The sequence below is a fragment of the Georgenia deserti genome, assembly GCF_042680605.1.
GTDB lineage: Bacteria > Actinomycetota > Actinomycetes > Actinomycetales > Actinomycetaceae > Allobogoriella > Allobogoriella deserti.
The window spans coordinates 234,408-248,471 of record NZ_JBHUEE010000004.1 but is presented as its reverse complement, the minus strand read 5'-3'; the positions used below and the strand labels follow the sequence as shown (position 1 = coordinate 248,471).

Below are 14,064 nucleotides of genomic sequence, written 5' to 3'. Positions count from 1 at the left end.
CGCACGGAGGCCGATCACACCGCGAGGCGCGACCAGGCGCGCGCCTGCGCCAACTCGGCACCCGCGCCGTCGGGGTCGCCGAGCTTGTCCGCACGCCACAGCGCCGACTCGGCGGCCCGGGCCATCGCCCAGGCGGCCACCCGTCCGGCGTCCAAGCCCGTCGTCGCGGCCACCACACGGGTGCGGCGACGCAGCAGCGTGGTGGCGTCCTCGCTCCGGAAGGGATCGTCGACCTGAGACAGGAGCGGAGCCGGATCGTAGGCCGGGTCGCCGAGCATCGGCTTCGGGTCGATGGCCACCCACCGGCGGGTACCGGTGGCGTCGTCGGCGAGCAGATTGCCGGGATTGGCGTCGCCGTGCACCGGCCTCGGCCTCGCCTCGCGCGGGAGGTCCTCGAGCAGTGCGGCCGCCTCGGACAGCAGCCCACGGTCCGCGCCCAGGGCCGGTGCGTGCCGCGGCGTGCGCTCCCTGAGGATCGCCGCGAGCTCGGCGGTGTAGTCGGACAACCGGGGGAGCGGCGCGGGTGGGTCGCCCAGCGGCGCGGCATGCAGGGTGGCGAGGAGTTCGGCGGCGATCTCGAGGCGCTGCTCGGGCGGGCGCCTGCTCAGGTCCTCGTCGTGGGAGAGGTCGTGCCCCGGCCGGATCCGTCGCAGCAGCAACGACCATGACGCGGGGTCGTGGGCGAGGAGCTCTGGACCGCCGCGCCCGGACCACAGTCGCAGACCCACCGGCTCGGCCTCGGCCTCGGCGTGCGGAAAGACGATCTTGACGACGACTTCTCCGCCGTCGCGGGTGCGTGCCGGCGCGGTCCACCCTGCGGTCCCGGTGGGGAAGGGGGCCTCAATCGTCAGTCCCCAGCGCTCGCGGGCCTGCTCGATCAGGCCGGGAAGCCGCTCGAGCCAGGCGGCGCCGGCCTCGGTGGGGCCGACCTGGTCGGCGAGGGCGGCGGGGACGACCGGCGCGCTCACGAGGTGGACGGCCGGGCGGCCAGCACGGCGGCGAGCTCGCCGGCGTCGTGGACGACCGCGGCCGCGCCCTCCTCCTCGCCCGGACGGCCGTACCCCCACCGCACGAGCACCGAGGTGAGGCCGTGCGTTCCGGCGCCGGCGATGTCGTGGTACCGGTCGCCGACCATGACGGCGCCGGTGATGTCCGCGCCAGCGGCGGACAGGCCCTCGAGCGCGCGACTGATGACGTTCGCCTTGACCTGCACACCGCCGAGGGTGTCCTCGCCGGCCAGCACACCGCTGACGGTGGTGAAGTACGCCGTGAGTCCGGCCGCGTCGAGGATCGGCTCGGCCATGGTCTGCAGTTTCGCCGTCGCCAGGGCGAGCGGGACGCCCGCGGCGTGCCAGGAGCGGATGAGCTCGTCGACCCCCGGGAAGACCGGGACGTCGGCCATTCGAGCGGCGTACCGCGTGCGGTAGTCGGCCACGAGGGGCTCGATCTCCGCCTCCGGCACGGCGGCGATGTCCCGGAAGCCCTCCCGGATGGGTGGGCCGACGAACCGCAGCAAGGTGTCCTGCACGAGCGGCGGCCGGCCGAATGCCTCGAGGGTCTCGGCAATCGCTCCGGTGATCGCGGCAGCCGAATCGGTCACGGTGCCGTCCAGGTCGAGCAGCACGGCGGTCGCGCCCAGGCGAACCGGGTGATCGAGGGCAGGGGAGGTCATGCGGTCCTCTCGCAGGTGGCGTGCGGGACAAGCGTACGTGGCGGCCACGTGGCACGCTTGAGGCGCGAGCATCAGCACAGTCCGCGCCGAGCCGGGAGGACGCCATGGGACGACTCGGGACCGTCGTCAAGGTCGCCGCGATCGCGGGGCCGGCGATCTGGCGGGTGGTGCAGGCGCTCGGGCCGACACTGCTGCGGCTGCGCCGGGAGAACCCCGAGGTCTTCGCCGCCGTCGAGAAGCAGATCACCCGCCTCGGCGAGGCGCGCCGCAAGGGCCGCAGCACGGAAGGACTGCGGCTGCGCATCTCCGCCCTGCGCGACCAGGTGGCCTATCTGCGTGCCTCCGCCGACGACGACGGCGAACGCGCCCGTGCCGAGGCCTGGCGCACCCAACTGGACCGCATCGAGGCGTCCCTGCCGTTGCTCGGGGCGATGAGCGAGAAGGCCGCCCGGCGCGAGCGCAAGCACATCGACCAGCGCATCGACACGCTGTCCGGCCAGATCCTCGCCGCCTTCATCGACGAGCAGGACGAGGACGCGCGGCTGGACCGGACGCCGCAGATCGAGAGCTGAGCCTCGCGCCGTCGCCTACCGTGGGCATGTGAGCGAGGACGACATGCCACCGCTGCCCGACGCCGTCGCACTGGAGGACGGCGCCGGGGGCCTGCCGATGGTGCGCGTGCATCACTCGCGCGGCGAGGCCGTGATCTCACTGCAGGGCGGGCAGGTCCTCTCGTGGGTGCCGTCCGGGCACGAACCGGTGCTCTGGACCAGCCCGCTGGCCCGGTTCGGCGAGGGCCAGGCGATCCGCGGCGGCGTCCCGATCTGCTTCCCGTGGTTCGGGGCGGGACGGGAGGAACCCGAGATGACGCCGTCGCACGGGTTCGCCCGAATCGCACCGTTCCGCCTGGTCGAGGCCCGCGAGGACTCCGGCGCGGTCGTGGTGCGGCTCGACCTGGGCGGCGACGACGTCGCCACCGCGCCCGGTCGTGACCGTTGGCAGCACGACTTCGTGCTGAGCGTGACCGTCACCGTCGGCGAGACGCTGCGGATCGAGGTGGCGGTCACCAACCGCAGTGACCGGGTCATCAGTTACGAGCAGGCGCTGCACGCCTACCTCGCCGTCGGGGACGTGCGCGAGGTGACGGTGACCGGACTGGACGGCGCCCCCTACGTGGACAAGACCACCCGGCCCTGGTCCGCCCGCGATCAGCACGGCGACGTCCGGATCGAACGCGAGACCGACCGCGTCTACGGGACGCGTTCGCCGGTCACGGTCCGCGACGGCGCGATGGCTCGGCGGATCCATGTCGCTCGCGAGAGCTCGGCGGACGCGGTCGTGTGGAACCCGTGGGAGTCGGCACCGGATGACGTGGGTGAGCACTGGCCAGGCTTCCTGTGTGTCGAGGCGGCCAACGTCCTGCACGACGGCGTGGTGCTCGCCCCGGGGGAGAGCCACACCATGGCGAGCACCTACGCCGTCGAACGCGATTGACCGGGCCGGCTCATGCCGTCTCGAGGGTCACCGTGACGAACGAGGCGGGCGGAAGCTCGAGCGCGAGGCGCTCGCCGTCGAGGCGGGCGCCGTCGTAATCCTGCGGGGCGACGGCGGCCGGTGAGGCCGCCGTGTTGTGGGCGGCCACGTCGTCGGCCACCAGGATGCGGCCGGTGACCTGGCCGGCCGGACGGCCGCGCAGGCTGAGGTCGAGGCTCGCCGGGGCGTCGGGATCGAGGTTGGCGACCGAGACGGTGGTGCGGCCGTCCTTGGCGGACGCCGTCGTCGAGATCGTCGGGACCTCCACGCCGTCGACCGTCCGGGTCGGCACCTCACCGACCGGATGGATCGCGAGTGCCCGACCGTCGTGATGGGCTGCCGACATCTCGAAGACGTGGTACGTCGGGGTGAGCACCATCGCGTTGCCGTCGGTGAGCACCATGGCCTGCAGCACGTTCACCGTCTGGGCGATGTTGGCCAGTCGCAGCCGGTCCGCGTGGTCGTGGAAGGCGGCGAAGTGGATGGCCGCGACGAGGGCGTCGCGCATGGTGTTCTGCTGGTGGAGGAATCCGGGGTTCGTGCCGGGTTCGACGTTCCACCAGGTCCCCCACTCGTCGAGCGCGAGCCCGATCCGCTTGGTCGGGTCGTAGGCGTCCATGACGGCGGCGTGCCCCGCGATCAGCTCACGCACGTGCTGGGCGCGCCGCACCGTGGTCCAGTATTCGTCGCGGCTGAACCGGGTCGCCGAGCCCTTGTCCGACCATGTGCCCGACATCGTGTAGTAGTGGAACGAGATCGCTTGGAAGATCTCGCGCGGCTCACGGTCGCCGAGGCCGTGGCTGACCTGCTTCATCAGCGTCTCGGTCCAGGCGTAGTCGGCGTCCGAGGCGCCGGCCGCGATCCGGTAGAGCCGGTTTTCGCCGTGGTCGCGCGCGTAGGTCGCGTGCTGACGCGCGAGCGGGGCGAACTGCTCGGCGCGGAGGTTGCCCCCGCAGCCCCACGGCTCATTGCCGATGCCGAAGAAGCGGACATTCCACGGGTCCGGGTGGCCGTGCTCGGCGCGCAGTCGGGCCATCGGGGAGTCGCCGGCGCGGGTGAGGTACTCGACCCAGTCGCTCGTCTCCTTCACCGAGCCCGAGCCCACATTGGCCGAGATGTACGGTTCGGTCCCGAGGAGCTCGCACAGCGCCATGAACTCGTGGGTGCCGAAGTGGTTGTTCTCCTCGACGTCACCCCAGTGGGTGTTGACCATGCGGGGTCGCTGCTCGCGCGGCCCGATCCCGTCCTGCCAGTGGTACTCGTCGGCGAAGCAGCCGCCGGGCCAGCGCAGGTTCGGGATCCGGATGGCCCGCAGGGCGTCGACGACGTCCCGGCGGATGCCACCCTCGTGCGGGACGTCGGAGTCCTCACCCACCCAGAACCCGCCGTAGATGCACCGGCCAAGGTGCTCGGCGAAGTGGCCGTACAGGTGCCGGCTGATCTCCGGCCCGGGAACGTCCAGGTCGACGACGGCGGACAGGGACTGCGTCATGAGGGCTCCTTCGAACTCGGGCGTCGGCGCCAGACTAGTTCCGGGACGTGAGGTCGACGCCGACCGCGCCACGGACCGGAACGGTGCCGAATCGCCGACCAGCCGTCTCATGAGCCGATCCGTCATTTGATCGATTCCAGAAAACGTGATGTGCTGACACCGTGACAGCAACCGAGGCGACCCGGCGCGATGAGCATGTCGCCATGCTCCGCGGCGCGCAGCTGCGCGTGACCGGTCCACGGCTCGCGGTGCTCGCCGAACTCGCCGAGCACCCGCACGCCGACGCCGAGGCCATCCGCACCGGCGTCCGCGCCCGGCTCGGCAGTGTCTCCACCCAAGCGATCTACGACGTGCTGCACGCCCTGACGGCCGCCCGTCTGGTGCGCCGTATCGAGCCGGAGGGTTCCCCCGGCCGCTACGAGATCGCGACGGAGGACGACAATCACCACCACGCCGTGTGCCGCTCGTGCGGCGCTGTGGTGGACGTGCCGTGCGCCGTCGGGCACGCGCCGTGCCTGACGCCGTCCGAGGACCCCGGCTTCGTCATCGACACCGCCGAGGTCATCTACTGGGGTACCTGCCAGGCCTGTCTGACCGTGGGCACCGCTCACGGTCCGCATACCACTCGAGAACTCACCGCACCGACGAAGGAGAACGCATGACGGAGACCAACGGACTCTCCCACTCCACCGGCTCGACGACGGTCGGCGGGGCACCCGCGCCGAGCGACCGCAACAGCCTCACCGCCGGGCCCGACGGCCCGATCATGCTGCACGACGTTCACTTCGTCGAGCAGATGGCGCACTTCGACCGGGAGCGCGTACCGGAGCGTGTCGTGCACGCCAAGGGTGCGGGCGCCTTCGGCACCTTCGAGGTCACGAACGACGTCTCGCGCTACACCAAGGCGGCACTGTTCCAGCCGGGCGCGAGCACCGACATGCTCATCCGGTTCTCCACCGTGGCCGGTGAGCAGGGTTCGCCCGACACCTGGCGCGACCCCCGCGGATTCGCGGTGAAGTTCTACACCACCGAGGGCAACTACGACCTCGTCGGCAACAACACCCCGATCTTCTTCATCCGCGACGCCATCAAGTTCCCGCACTTCATCCGGTCCCAGAAGCGCCGTGGCGGCTCCGGTCTGCGGGACAACCACATGCAGTGGGACTTCTGGACGCTGAACCCGGAGTCCGCCCACCAGGTCACCTACCTCATGGGCAGCCGCGGTATCCCGAAGACCTACCGGCACCAGAACGGCTACGGCTCGCACACCTACATGTGGGTCAACGCCTCCGGTGAGAAGTTCTGGGTCAAGTACCACTTCCACTCGGACCAGGGCGTCGAGGGCCTCAGCGGCGAGGAGGCCGGCCGGATCGCCGGCGCCGACGCCGACTACCACCGCCGCGACCTCTACGACGCCATCGAGCGCGGGGAGTACCCGAGCTGGACCCTCAAGGTCCAGGTCATCCCCTACGAGGAGGGCAAGACCTACAAGGTCAACCCGTTCGACGTCACCAAGACGATCTCGCACAAGGACTACCCCCTGATCGAGGTCGGCCGGATGACGCTGAACAAGAACCCGGAGAACTTCTTCGCCGAGATCGAGCAGGCGGCGTTCTCGCCCGCCTCGATCGTGCCCGGCATCGGGTTCAGCCCGGACAAGATGCTGCTCGGGCGCACCTTCTCCTACCCGGACACGCACCGGCACCGGATCGGCCCGAACTACCTCCAGCTGCCGGTGAACCGCCCGCGGGCCGCCAACGTGAACACCTACGCGTTCGACGGCGCAATGGCTTACGAGCACAGCGGTGACGCGCCGGTCTACGCGCCGAACACGCAGGGCCGTCCGTACTCCGAGCTCACCGGCCCGGCGGAGGACGGCTGGGAGGTCGACGGCGAGCTCGTCCGGTCCGCCCAGACCGTCCGGTCCGAGGAGGACACCGACTTCTACCAGGCCGGCGTCCTCGTCCGGGAGGTCTTCGACGACGCCGAGCGTGAGGAGTTCGTCAAGAACGTCGCCGGCCACCTGCAGGACGGCGTCCACGGCGAGGTCCTCCAGCGTGCCTTCCAGTACTGGAAGAACGTCGACGCCGAGATCGGCGCGCGTATCGAAGCCGCGTACCACGAGGCCGTCGGTCAGCCGGATCCCGGCAAGGAGGCAGGTGTCGCCGCCGCCACGGCGCACTCCTGAGCACAACCTGACCTGACGAGGGCCCCGGCATCGCGCCGGGGCCCTCGTTACTGTCGGTGATCGCAGCTCGGCGTCGCCGCGCGATCGCCGAGCGCACGAGCACCGCCGTGCGCATGAGTGGTGCCGGAACGTGGCTTCTTGGCCTCGAGCACCACTGTCGGCGCGGAGCGGTCAGCCGGCCGCCGGTGTCTTGACCGCCAGGACCGGAACCCGCGCTTGGAGCAAGATCTGCTGTGCCTGGCTGCCCAGAAGCAGCTTTCCCACAGGGGAGCGTCGGCGCAGTCCGATGACGATCAGCTCGGCGGACGTCTCCTCGGCAAGGTCGAGCAGCGCACCGGCGACGTCGGCGTCATGCCGGTCGGGGTGGCGGAACTCCACCGGGACGTCGTGCACGACAGGAGGTGGCTCACCGGACATGACCAGGACAATCACTCCGGTCGAGCGCAGTCGAGCCTCCTCGACTCCGGCGTCGAAGGCAACTCGTCCCTCCGCCGAGTCGGCAAAGCCCACGAGGACTGTCACGTCGCTCACCTCCTTGTGCTGCCGCGCCGCTCGGCCGATCGCGTGTTCCCCGCCGCGCGCGGAGATCGTTGTGGCCGGTCTGCGTCCAAACTACAGTGACCGCGACCGAGACGGACCCGTCTGCGGGTGACGAGGGAGTTGCCACGTGACCAGGCACAAGACCGTAGCGACCAGCGTCTACGGTCTCGTGGTGGTATTGGTCGTTGGCCTTGCCGTGGCGTTCTCGTTCCGGTCGGCCACAGCCGGCACTGAAGCGCGCGCCAACCTGACCCTGATCGCACCGGCCGGCGCCGGCGGGGGCTGGGACTCGTTCACGCGCGAGTTCCAGCAGGCGGCCCGCACCTCGGGGTTGGTCAACAACGCCCAGGTCGTCAACATCCCCGGGGCGGGAGGAACCATCGGGCTCGGTCGTGTGTCGGCCATGCGCGACGAGCCGGCGACCCTGCTCGCGACCGGCGCCGCCATGACCGGAGGGATCGAACTGAACGAGTCGCCCGTGGGATTCGATGATGTGACGCCGATCGCAGCAATGGCGGAGGACTTCGACGTCATCACGGTGCCGGCGGACTCGCCGCACCAGACGCTGGAGGACCTGGTCACGGCCTGGCAGGAGGATCCCGCCGGCTTCCCGGTGACCGGTGGGTCGGCCGGCTCGATCGACCACCTCGTCCTCGCTGACCTGGCCATCTCTGCGGGCATCGACGCCGGCGACATCACCTTCATCCCGGAGTCCGGGGGCGGCGAAGCCGTGCAGACCATGGTCTCGGGTGCCGCCCAGGCTGCCGCGACGGGCTACAACGAGATCAGCGACCAGATCGAGGCCGGTCGGGTCCGCGCGCTGGGTATCTCCGCCCCCGAACCGGTCCAGGGCATCGACGTGCCAACGATCAAGGAGCAGGGCTACGACACGGAGCTGGCGAACTGGCGAGGCTTTCTCGCCCCGCCCGGGCTGAGCGACGAGGAGCAGGGTGAGCTCCGGCAACTCGTGCGCGATGTGGTCGCGAGCTCCGAGTGGGAGGACGCGATGGAACGCAACCAGTGGGAGCCGGCGTATCTCGAAGGCGACGAGTTCGTCACCTTCCTCGAGGAGGACACCCGCCGCACCCGGGAACTGCTCGAGGAGCTGGGTCTGTGAGCGCCGTCCACCCGCCGTCCTCGACCGAGGCCCCGCCGACCGCGGGACCGCCCCGGAATTGGTGGCGGGGGCGCTCCGGTCTGGTTCTCGCGCTGGTGATGGTGGCCTTCTCGACGTACCTCCTCTACGGCGTGCTGACGATGGCGCCGACGGACAACGCCGACATCGTCGGGCCGGCGTTCTACCCCACGATCCTGCTGGTCCTCGGGTACGTGCTCGCCGCGTTGTTGATCCTGGCGTACGTGCGCCGACCGGAACCGGTCGAACGGGACGCACACACCACCTACAGCGACTGGGCGGCTCTCGCCTGGTGTGTCGGCGGATTCGCCGTCTTCGCCGCCCTCCTCAACGTCCTCGGCTGGATCCTGGCGGCCGCGGTGTTGTTCTGGTGCGTGGCACGCGGTATCGGCAGCAAGCGCCCCCTGTTCGACATCACCTTGGCGCTCCTCGTCTCCTCGATCGTCTACCTGGCCTTCGCCGTTCTCCTCGGACTGAACCTGCCCTCGGGCGTCCTCGGAGGCCTGTGATGGACGCACTGGCCAACCTGGCCGAAGGGTTCGGGCACGCCATCACGCCGGTGAACCTGCTCTGGGTGCTGGTCGGCTGCCTCCTCGGCACCGCGGTCGGAGTGCTGCCCGGCCTCGGCTCAGCCATGGCGGTCGCCCTGCTGCTGCCGATGACCTTCGCGCTCGAACCCACGGCGGCGTTCATCGTCTTCGCGGGCGTGTACTTCGGTGGTCTGTTCGGCGACTCGACCACCGGGATCCTCCTCAACACGCCAGGGCAGGTCTCCGCGATCGCCTCCACCTTCGAGGGGCACCGCATGGCCAAGGCGGGCCTGGCACCGCAGGCGCTCGCCACCGCTGCGATCGGCGCGTTCATCGGCGGCACGGTCTCGTCGGTGGTCGTCGTCTTCCTCGCTCCGGCCCTGGCAGATTTCTCGGCGAACTTCGGCCCGGCCGAGTTCTTCGCGCTCGCCCTGTTCGCCTTCGTCGCCACCTCCTCCGTGGTGGCCGACTCGGTCCTGAAGGGACTTGCCGCACTGGTCCTCGGGCTCGGCATCTCGACCGTCGGCATCGACTCGGTGACCGGTACCGAACGGTTCAGCCTCGGACTTCCTCAGCTTTTCGACGGCGTCTCCATCGTCACCGTGACGGTTGCGATCCTTGCTCTGGGCGAGGTGTTCCACATCGCCTCGCGGATCCGACGCCAAGAACTGCCCAGTGGCACCGCCTCCAGCGGACGCCCGTTCCTCAGCCGCGCCGAGGTCCGTGAGGCCGCCCCCGCGTGGGCCCGGGGTACAGCGATAGGCCTGCCGTTCGGCGTCGTGCCCGTCGGTGGTGCGGACGTACCGACGTTCATCGCCTACGACGTCGAACGACGGCTCGACCGTCGGCGTCCCCGGCCCCGGTTCGGGACCGGCGCGATCCGAGGCCTCGCGGCGCCGGAGGCCGCAGGGAATGCGACCACGGGGACATCCATGGGGGCCCTCCTGGCCCTGGGACTGCCGGTCTCGGCGACGGCGGCCATCATGCTGGCAGCCTTCCGGCAGTACGGTCTGCAGCCCGGCCCCCTTCTGTTCGACCGGGCGCCGGACCTCGTGTGGGCGCTGCTGGCGAGCTTCTTCATCGCCATGCTCGTGCTCCTCGTCCTCAATCTGCCCTTTGCCCCGCTCTGGGCGAAGCTGCTGCTCATCCCACGTCCGTATCTGTACGCCGGTATCGCCGTGTTCTGCGCCCTCGGTGTCTACGCGACATCATCGGCGGTGTTCGACCTGTTCCTGCTGCTCGGGATCGGATTGCTCGGGTTCCTCATGCGGCGCCACGGCGTCCCCCTCGCACCGCTGCTCATCGGTATGGTGCTCGGACCCCTGGCCGAGTCCAGCTTGCGGGAGGCGCTCCTGAGCTCCAACGGCGACGTCCGTGTGCTCTTAGCCGGACCGATCGCCCTCGCGTTGTACGTGGTCCTTGCCGTCGTACTCGGGTGGTCCATCGTCTCGCGAGTACGACGGAGGATGCGCCGCGACGTGTAGGCGGCCACCGTCGCCCACGCGCCGAGGATCTGCGGCATGCTCGTTCTCGCCCTGTCTCCACCTGTGAGGATGCCCGTGCCCGCTTCCGGCAACCACGAGGTCGCAGCCCGTCGGCCGTCGCCACCTTTCGCGGACTGGTTCCCCGACGCGCCGTTCGACGCCACGTACGGCTACGACCTCGAGGCGCTCCTCCAGGTGCCGGTCCCGCCACCACCGGAAGGGTTCGCGGACTTCTGGCGAGGCCGCTACACGCGGGCGCGAGGTGTCCACGTCGCCCCTGAGCTCGGCGCACCGGTCCGGCACGGGGATCATCTGGTCCGCCCGCTGAGGTTCACCAGCCTCGACGGATACCGGCTCGGCGGATGGCTGGCGCTGCCCGCCGACGGCACGCCGAGGTCCGGCGTCGTCGTCAGTCACGGTTACGGCGGTCGAGCGGCGCCGGACCTCGCGGCTGTCCCGGCCGACGCCGCCGCCATCTTTCCCGTGGCGCGCGGGCTGCCCGAACCCAGCCTGCTCGCCGAGATCCCGTCGCCGGAACAGGGGCACGTCCTGCACGGCATCGAATCGGTCGAGACCTACGTGCTCGGCGGATGTGCGGCGGATGTGTGGTGCGCTGCCACGGTGCTGACCGAGGTGTGCGGGCAGCTGCCGCTCGTGTTCTGCGGCACCAGCTTCGGCGGCGGACAGGGGGCGCTCGCTCTGCCCTGGGACGACCGGTTCGTCGCCGCAGCGCTTCGCGTGCCCTCCTTCGGCCAGTACGACGTGCGCCTGGCGTCTCCGTGCACGGGCAGCGGCGAACTCGTCCGCCACCACGTCGCCGCACACCCCGAGGCCCGCGACGTCCTGCGCTTCTTCGACGCGGCGACAGCTGCGACGTTCCTTCGCGTGCCGGCTCTCCTCGGCTGCGCGTTGTGGGACCCCGCGGTTCCGCCGCCCGGACAGTTCGCGGTCTACAACGCGTGCGCCGACGTCGCCGAACTGCAGGTCCTCGACGCCGGGCACGCCGAGTACCCGACCCAGTCCGAGGACGACGAGGAGTGGCTCCGGCGCGTCCGCGCCATGGCTGTCCGTGCCTGACCTGCCCCGTCCGACCCTGAGACGGGAGGGGGACAGACCCGGGGACAACCGGGGGGTCACCGGATATCGCCGGCAGTGGCCGAGCCGGTTCGCTGGAGGCATGGAATCGTTCCTGGTCGACGCCCTTACCGAGCTCTCCGCCCACTTCGGGCCGGCCCTCCTGGCCGTCGGAGCTCTGGTGGCGTTCGCCGAGGCGGCGCTCGGACTCGGGTTCGTGTTCCCGGGGGAGTGGGCCGTCCTCGCGTTGGGAGCCGGGACCACCACCGGATCCGAGGTGGTGCTGGCCATGGGGGTCGTCGCCCTGGGAGCGTCGGCGGGGGATCACGTCGGCTACCTCGTCGGCCGGCGGGTCGGCCCCGCGCTCGGCCGGTCCCGCCTGATCCGCCGGATCGGCACCCACCACTGGGATCGTGGGACCGCACTCGTCCAACGGCACGGTTCCGTCGCGGTGCTGATCTCGCGGCTGCTGCCGGCCGTGCGCACCATCGTTCCCGCCGCCGCGGGCGCGGGCGGCCTGACCTACCTGCGGTTCGTCGTCGGGTCGGCGCTCGGTGCCATGGTGTGGGCCGCGATGTGGGTCGGTGGCGGCGCGCTCGCCCGCACAGCACTGCCCGAGGTCGCGGCCACGTTGGGAGCGGCGAGCTGGTACCTGTTCGGCGCCGTCGTGCTGGTCGCCGCCACGGTCTGGGTGGCGCGCCGGCGACGTGCCCGGACGCGTATGGTGACCACGTCGTCGGCCGATCGCCGCGACCGGGCGGCCGCCGCACCCTTGGCCGAGTGCCCACGATGAGCTGACTCGGGCTGCTGCTGGGAGCGGCGCCGCGACCTCGGGCACCATGGTGCGGTGCTACCCCCTGAGGTCCTCGAGCAGGTCGTGCCCCGCGGCGGCCCCGGCTGGCGGATGCGGCGCGAGCGCCTCACCCGGTTCGTCGGATGCGGGTTCGGAGCGGGCCTCGTCGTGCTCGGACTCTGGCAGGGGCAGGGCCTGGCGCCCTCGCTCGGTATCGCGGCGTTCGGCCTGCTGCTGGCGGGGCTGGCGTGGCCGGTGCGGACCGGGACGGCGCAGCCCTATCCGGCTGAGCACGACGGCGCCCCGGCAACGGCGATCCCCACCCGGCCCGTGCCCTCGCGGGTGATCGTGCTGCTGGCGGCTGTCGGGACGTTCGTGCTCGTCGGCGGTGTGGTGGCAGGCCTACGGCTGCTCGGCGAGGGCCAGACGGCGCGTGGGTACGCCGCTGTCGTCGCCGGCCCGGTGCTGGGCCTCGTCCTACTCACACTCTCGCTGGCGAACCTCCACCCGCGCGCCCGGAAGCCGCGCCCCGTCCTGCTCGCCGGCGACGGCGTGCACTGGACCTGGGGCGGGCAGCCTCGCGTCACGGCGTGGGAGGAGGTCGGGACGATCGAGGCGTGGTGGACGTGGAGCGGCCTACGGTGGCCACGCCGTCGCACGAACCACATCCTGCTGCGCGATCGGACCGGACGACCGGTCGTGGCGCTCCCGCTGACGTTGCTCGCCGTCGAACCCGGCGAGGCGTTGCGGCTCATGCAGGAGCGCCTCAAGGCCGAGCACCGGTGACCCCGCTGCCACCGATCGACGCGGAGGTGGCGCACCTGCCGCGGTTCATGCGCCCGTACGGGGCGGGCTGGCGTACCCGCGCGAACCGCAGCGTGCCGGTGATGGCGTCGGTGGTCGGGGTGGGGTTCGTCGTGCTCGCCGTCGTGCTCGTGACGACGGACCCCGACGTCCCGGTGCTCGGGGCGGTGCTGGTGGCCGGGTTCGGCGCGTTGGTGGCCATGCTCGGGTGGCCGAGGCGGCCCGGCGATGCGCCTGCGCACTGGACGGTCCACGGTGACGAGCCCGCCCTGGCGGTCCCGCGCCGTGGCGTCCCGGTGCGCGTCGCGGTCGCCATGGTCGTCCTCGGAGCCACACTGCTCGTGGCCTGGGTCGGCATCCGCCTCGACGAGGCCGAGCGCGACCAGCCGGTGTGGTGGCTGCTGGTCGCCGTCGTGATGACCGTGGGTGGCGCCCTGCTGTGGCATCCGCGCGCCCGCCGGCTCGAGCCCCTCCTGGTCACCGACGAGGCCGTCGGCTGGATGCACCGCGGTCAACGCCGGTGGACACGGTGGGACGAGGTCGCGGCCGTCGAACGGCTGTGGACACGCGTGGGACGGTGGTGGGTCCCGCCGCCGCACGTCCACAACCACATCGTGCTGCGAGACCGGGCCGGGGACTGGGTCGCGACGCTCCCGATCCGATGGCTCGCGGGAGACCCGGAGCAGGTGCTCGCGCTGTTGCGGGCGCGGCAGCGAACGGGCGGCGGCGCGGGTCAGGACTGATCGCCGCCGCGCCCCGGGCCGGGCTCCGTCGCACGGGGGAGGCCGTGGCCGGGATCTCCCTCGTCCGGACGATGTG

At 71.4% G+C, this 14,064-nt stretch carries 15 protein-coding genes; 11 read left to right on the top strand and 4 right to left on the bottom strand.

Features of this window, described 5'->3' with window-relative positions:
* Positions 1–14: 14 nt before the first annotated feature.
* Together ACFSE6_RS09635 and ACFSE6_RS09630 are read right to left on the bottom strand one after the other, a co-directional pair.
* Positions 15–968 carry an aminoglycoside phosphotransferase family protein gene (locus ACFSE6_RS09635; RefSeq protein ID WP_388005689.1) on the bottom strand — a complete coding sequence of 318 codons (954 nt, stop codon included), beginning with the start codon at positions 966–968 and terminating at the stop codon, positions 15–17.
* Entirely contained in the window at positions 965–1,672 is a 708-nt protein-coding gene (locus ACFSE6_RS09630; protein ID WP_388005686.1) for an HAD hydrolase-like protein, read from the bottom strand. The genes ACFSE6_RS09635 and ACFSE6_RS09630 overlap by 4 nt, the downstream gene beginning before the upstream one ends.
* A 104-nt stretch (positions 1,673–1,776) precedes the next feature.
* On the opposite strand from ACFSE6_RS09630, the gene ACFSE6_RS09625 reads away from it, so the two are divergent.
* Both ACFSE6_RS09625 and ACFSE6_RS09620 read left to right on the top strand, forming a co-directional pair.
* A complete protein-coding gene (locus ACFSE6_RS09625; RefSeq protein WP_388005683.1) occupies positions 1,777–2,244 on the top strand; it encodes a hypothetical protein in 468 nt (155 codons plus the stop codon).
* A 28-nt stretch (positions 2,245–2,272) separates the two neighbouring features.
* Positions 2,273–3,166: a D-hexose-6-phosphate mutarotase gene (locus ACFSE6_RS09620; RefSeq protein WP_388005680.1), complete on the top strand. Its 894-nt coding sequence runs from the start codon at positions 2,273–2,275 to the stop codon at positions 3,164–3,166.
* Between the two features lie 10 nt (positions 3,167–3,176).
* Here the strand turns inward: ACFSE6_RS09620 and ACFSE6_RS09615 are convergent, their stop codons facing one another.
* On the bottom strand, positions 3,177–4,697 hold the full coding sequence (locus tag ACFSE6_RS09615; RefSeq protein ID WP_388005677.1) for an alpha-N-arabinofuranosidase: 1,521 nt from the start codon (positions 4,695–4,697) through the stop codon (positions 3,177–3,179).
* 203 nt (positions 4,698–4,900) lie between these two features.
* On the opposite strand from ACFSE6_RS09615, the gene ACFSE6_RS09610 reads away from it, so the two are divergent.
* Both ACFSE6_RS09610 and ACFSE6_RS09605 read left to right on the top strand, forming a co-directional pair.
* Positions 4,901–5,359 carry a Fur family transcriptional regulator gene (locus ACFSE6_RS09610; protein ID WP_388005962.1) on the top strand — a complete coding sequence of 153 codons (459 nt, stop codon included), beginning with the start codon at positions 4,901–4,903 and terminating at the stop codon, positions 5,357–5,359.
* On the top strand, positions 5,356–6,885 hold the full coding sequence (locus tag ACFSE6_RS09605) for a catalase (RefSeq protein ID WP_388005674.1): 1,530 nt from the start codon (positions 5,356–5,358) through the stop codon (positions 6,883–6,885). The genes ACFSE6_RS09610 and ACFSE6_RS09605 overlap by 4 nt, the downstream gene beginning before the upstream one ends.
* A gap of 171 nt (positions 6,886–7,056) precedes the next feature.
* Here the strand turns inward: ACFSE6_RS09605 and ACFSE6_RS09600 are convergent, their stop codons facing one another.
* On the bottom strand, positions 7,057–7,416 hold the full coding sequence (locus tag ACFSE6_RS09600) for a universal stress protein (RefSeq protein WP_388005671.1): 360 nt from the start codon (positions 7,414–7,416) through the stop codon (positions 7,057–7,059).
* A gap of 136 nt (positions 7,417–7,552) precedes the next feature.
* Between ACFSE6_RS09600 and ACFSE6_RS09595 the strand changes: the two genes are divergently transcribed.
* The 7 genes from ACFSE6_RS09595 (at position 7,553) to ACFSE6_RS09565 (ending at position 13,988) form a co-directional block, all read left to right on the top strand.
* Positions 7,553–8,542 carry a Bug family tripartite tricarboxylate transporter substrate binding protein gene (locus tag ACFSE6_RS09595; RefSeq protein WP_388005668.1) on the top strand — a complete coding sequence of 330 codons (990 nt, stop codon included), beginning with the start codon at positions 7,553–7,555 and terminating at the stop codon, positions 8,540–8,542.
* Positions 8,539–9,069: a tripartite tricarboxylate transporter TctB family protein gene (locus ACFSE6_RS09590; protein WP_388005665.1), complete on the top strand. Its 531-nt coding sequence runs from the start codon at positions 8,539–8,541 to the stop codon at positions 9,067–9,069. The genes ACFSE6_RS09595 and ACFSE6_RS09590 overlap by 4 nt, the downstream gene beginning before the upstream one ends.
* Complete coding sequence (locus ACFSE6_RS09585; protein WP_388005662.1) at positions 9,069–10,574, top strand: tripartite tricarboxylate transporter permease; 1,506 nt, start codon at positions 9,069–9,071, stop codon at positions 10,572–10,574. Before ACFSE6_RS09590 ends, ACFSE6_RS09585 begins: the two co-directional genes overlap by 1 nt.
* 69 nt (positions 10,575–10,643) lie before the next feature.
* Positions 10,644–11,651, top strand: coding sequence for an acetylxylan esterase (locus ACFSE6_RS09580; RefSeq protein ID WP_465254136.1), 1,008 nt, complete (start codon positions 10,644–10,646; stop codon positions 11,649–11,651).
* Positions 11,652–11,751: 100 nt separating this feature from the next.
* The gene (locus ACFSE6_RS09575) at positions 11,752–12,441 is read left to right on the top strand and encodes a DedA family protein (protein ID WP_388005656.1); all 690 of its coding nucleotides are present in this window, start codon (positions 11,752–11,754) and stop codon (positions 12,439–12,441) included.
* A 54-nt stretch (positions 12,442–12,495) separates the two neighbouring features.
* Positions 12,496–13,227, top strand: coding sequence for a hypothetical protein (locus tag ACFSE6_RS09570; protein WP_388005653.1), 732 nt, complete (start codon positions 12,496–12,498; stop codon positions 13,225–13,227).
* A complete protein-coding gene (locus tag ACFSE6_RS09565; RefSeq protein ID WP_388005650.1) occupies positions 13,224–13,988 on the top strand; it encodes a hypothetical protein in 765 nt (254 codons plus the stop codon). Before ACFSE6_RS09570 ends, ACFSE6_RS09565 begins: the two co-directional genes overlap by 4 nt.
* Positions 13,989–14,064 lie beyond the last annotated feature (76 nt).

Coding starts and splice junctions, on each gene's coding strand:
- ACFSE6_RS09630 (WP_388005686.1), bottom strand. CDS start 1,672: ATGACCTCCCCTGCCCTCGATCACCCGGTTCGCCTGGGCGCGACCGCC.
- ACFSE6_RS09625 (WP_388005683.1), top strand. CDS start 1,777: ATGGGACGACTCGGGACCGTCGTCAAGGTCGCCGCGATCGCGGGGCCG.
- ACFSE6_RS09615 (WP_388005677.1), bottom strand. CDS start 4,697: ATGACGCAGTCCCTGTCCGCCGTCGTCGACCTGGACGTTCCCGGGCCG.
- ACFSE6_RS09610 (WP_388005962.1), top strand. CDS start 4,901: ATGCTCCGCGGCGCGCAGCTGCGCGTGACCGGTCCACGGCTCGCGGTG.
- ACFSE6_RS09605 (WP_388005674.1), top strand. CDS start 5,356: ATGACGGAGACCAACGGACTCTCCCACTCCACCGGCTCGACGACGGTC.
- ACFSE6_RS09585 (WP_388005662.1), top strand. CDS start 9,069: ATGGACGCACTGGCCAACCTGGCCGAAGGGTTCGGGCACGCCATCACG.
- ACFSE6_RS09580 (WP_465254136.1), top strand. CDS start 10,644: ATGCCCGTGCCCGCTTCCGGCAACCACGAGGTCGCAGCCCGTCGGCCG.
- ACFSE6_RS09575 (WP_388005656.1), top strand. CDS start 11,752: ATGGAATCGTTCCTGGTCGACGCCCTTACCGAGCTCTCCGCCCACTTC.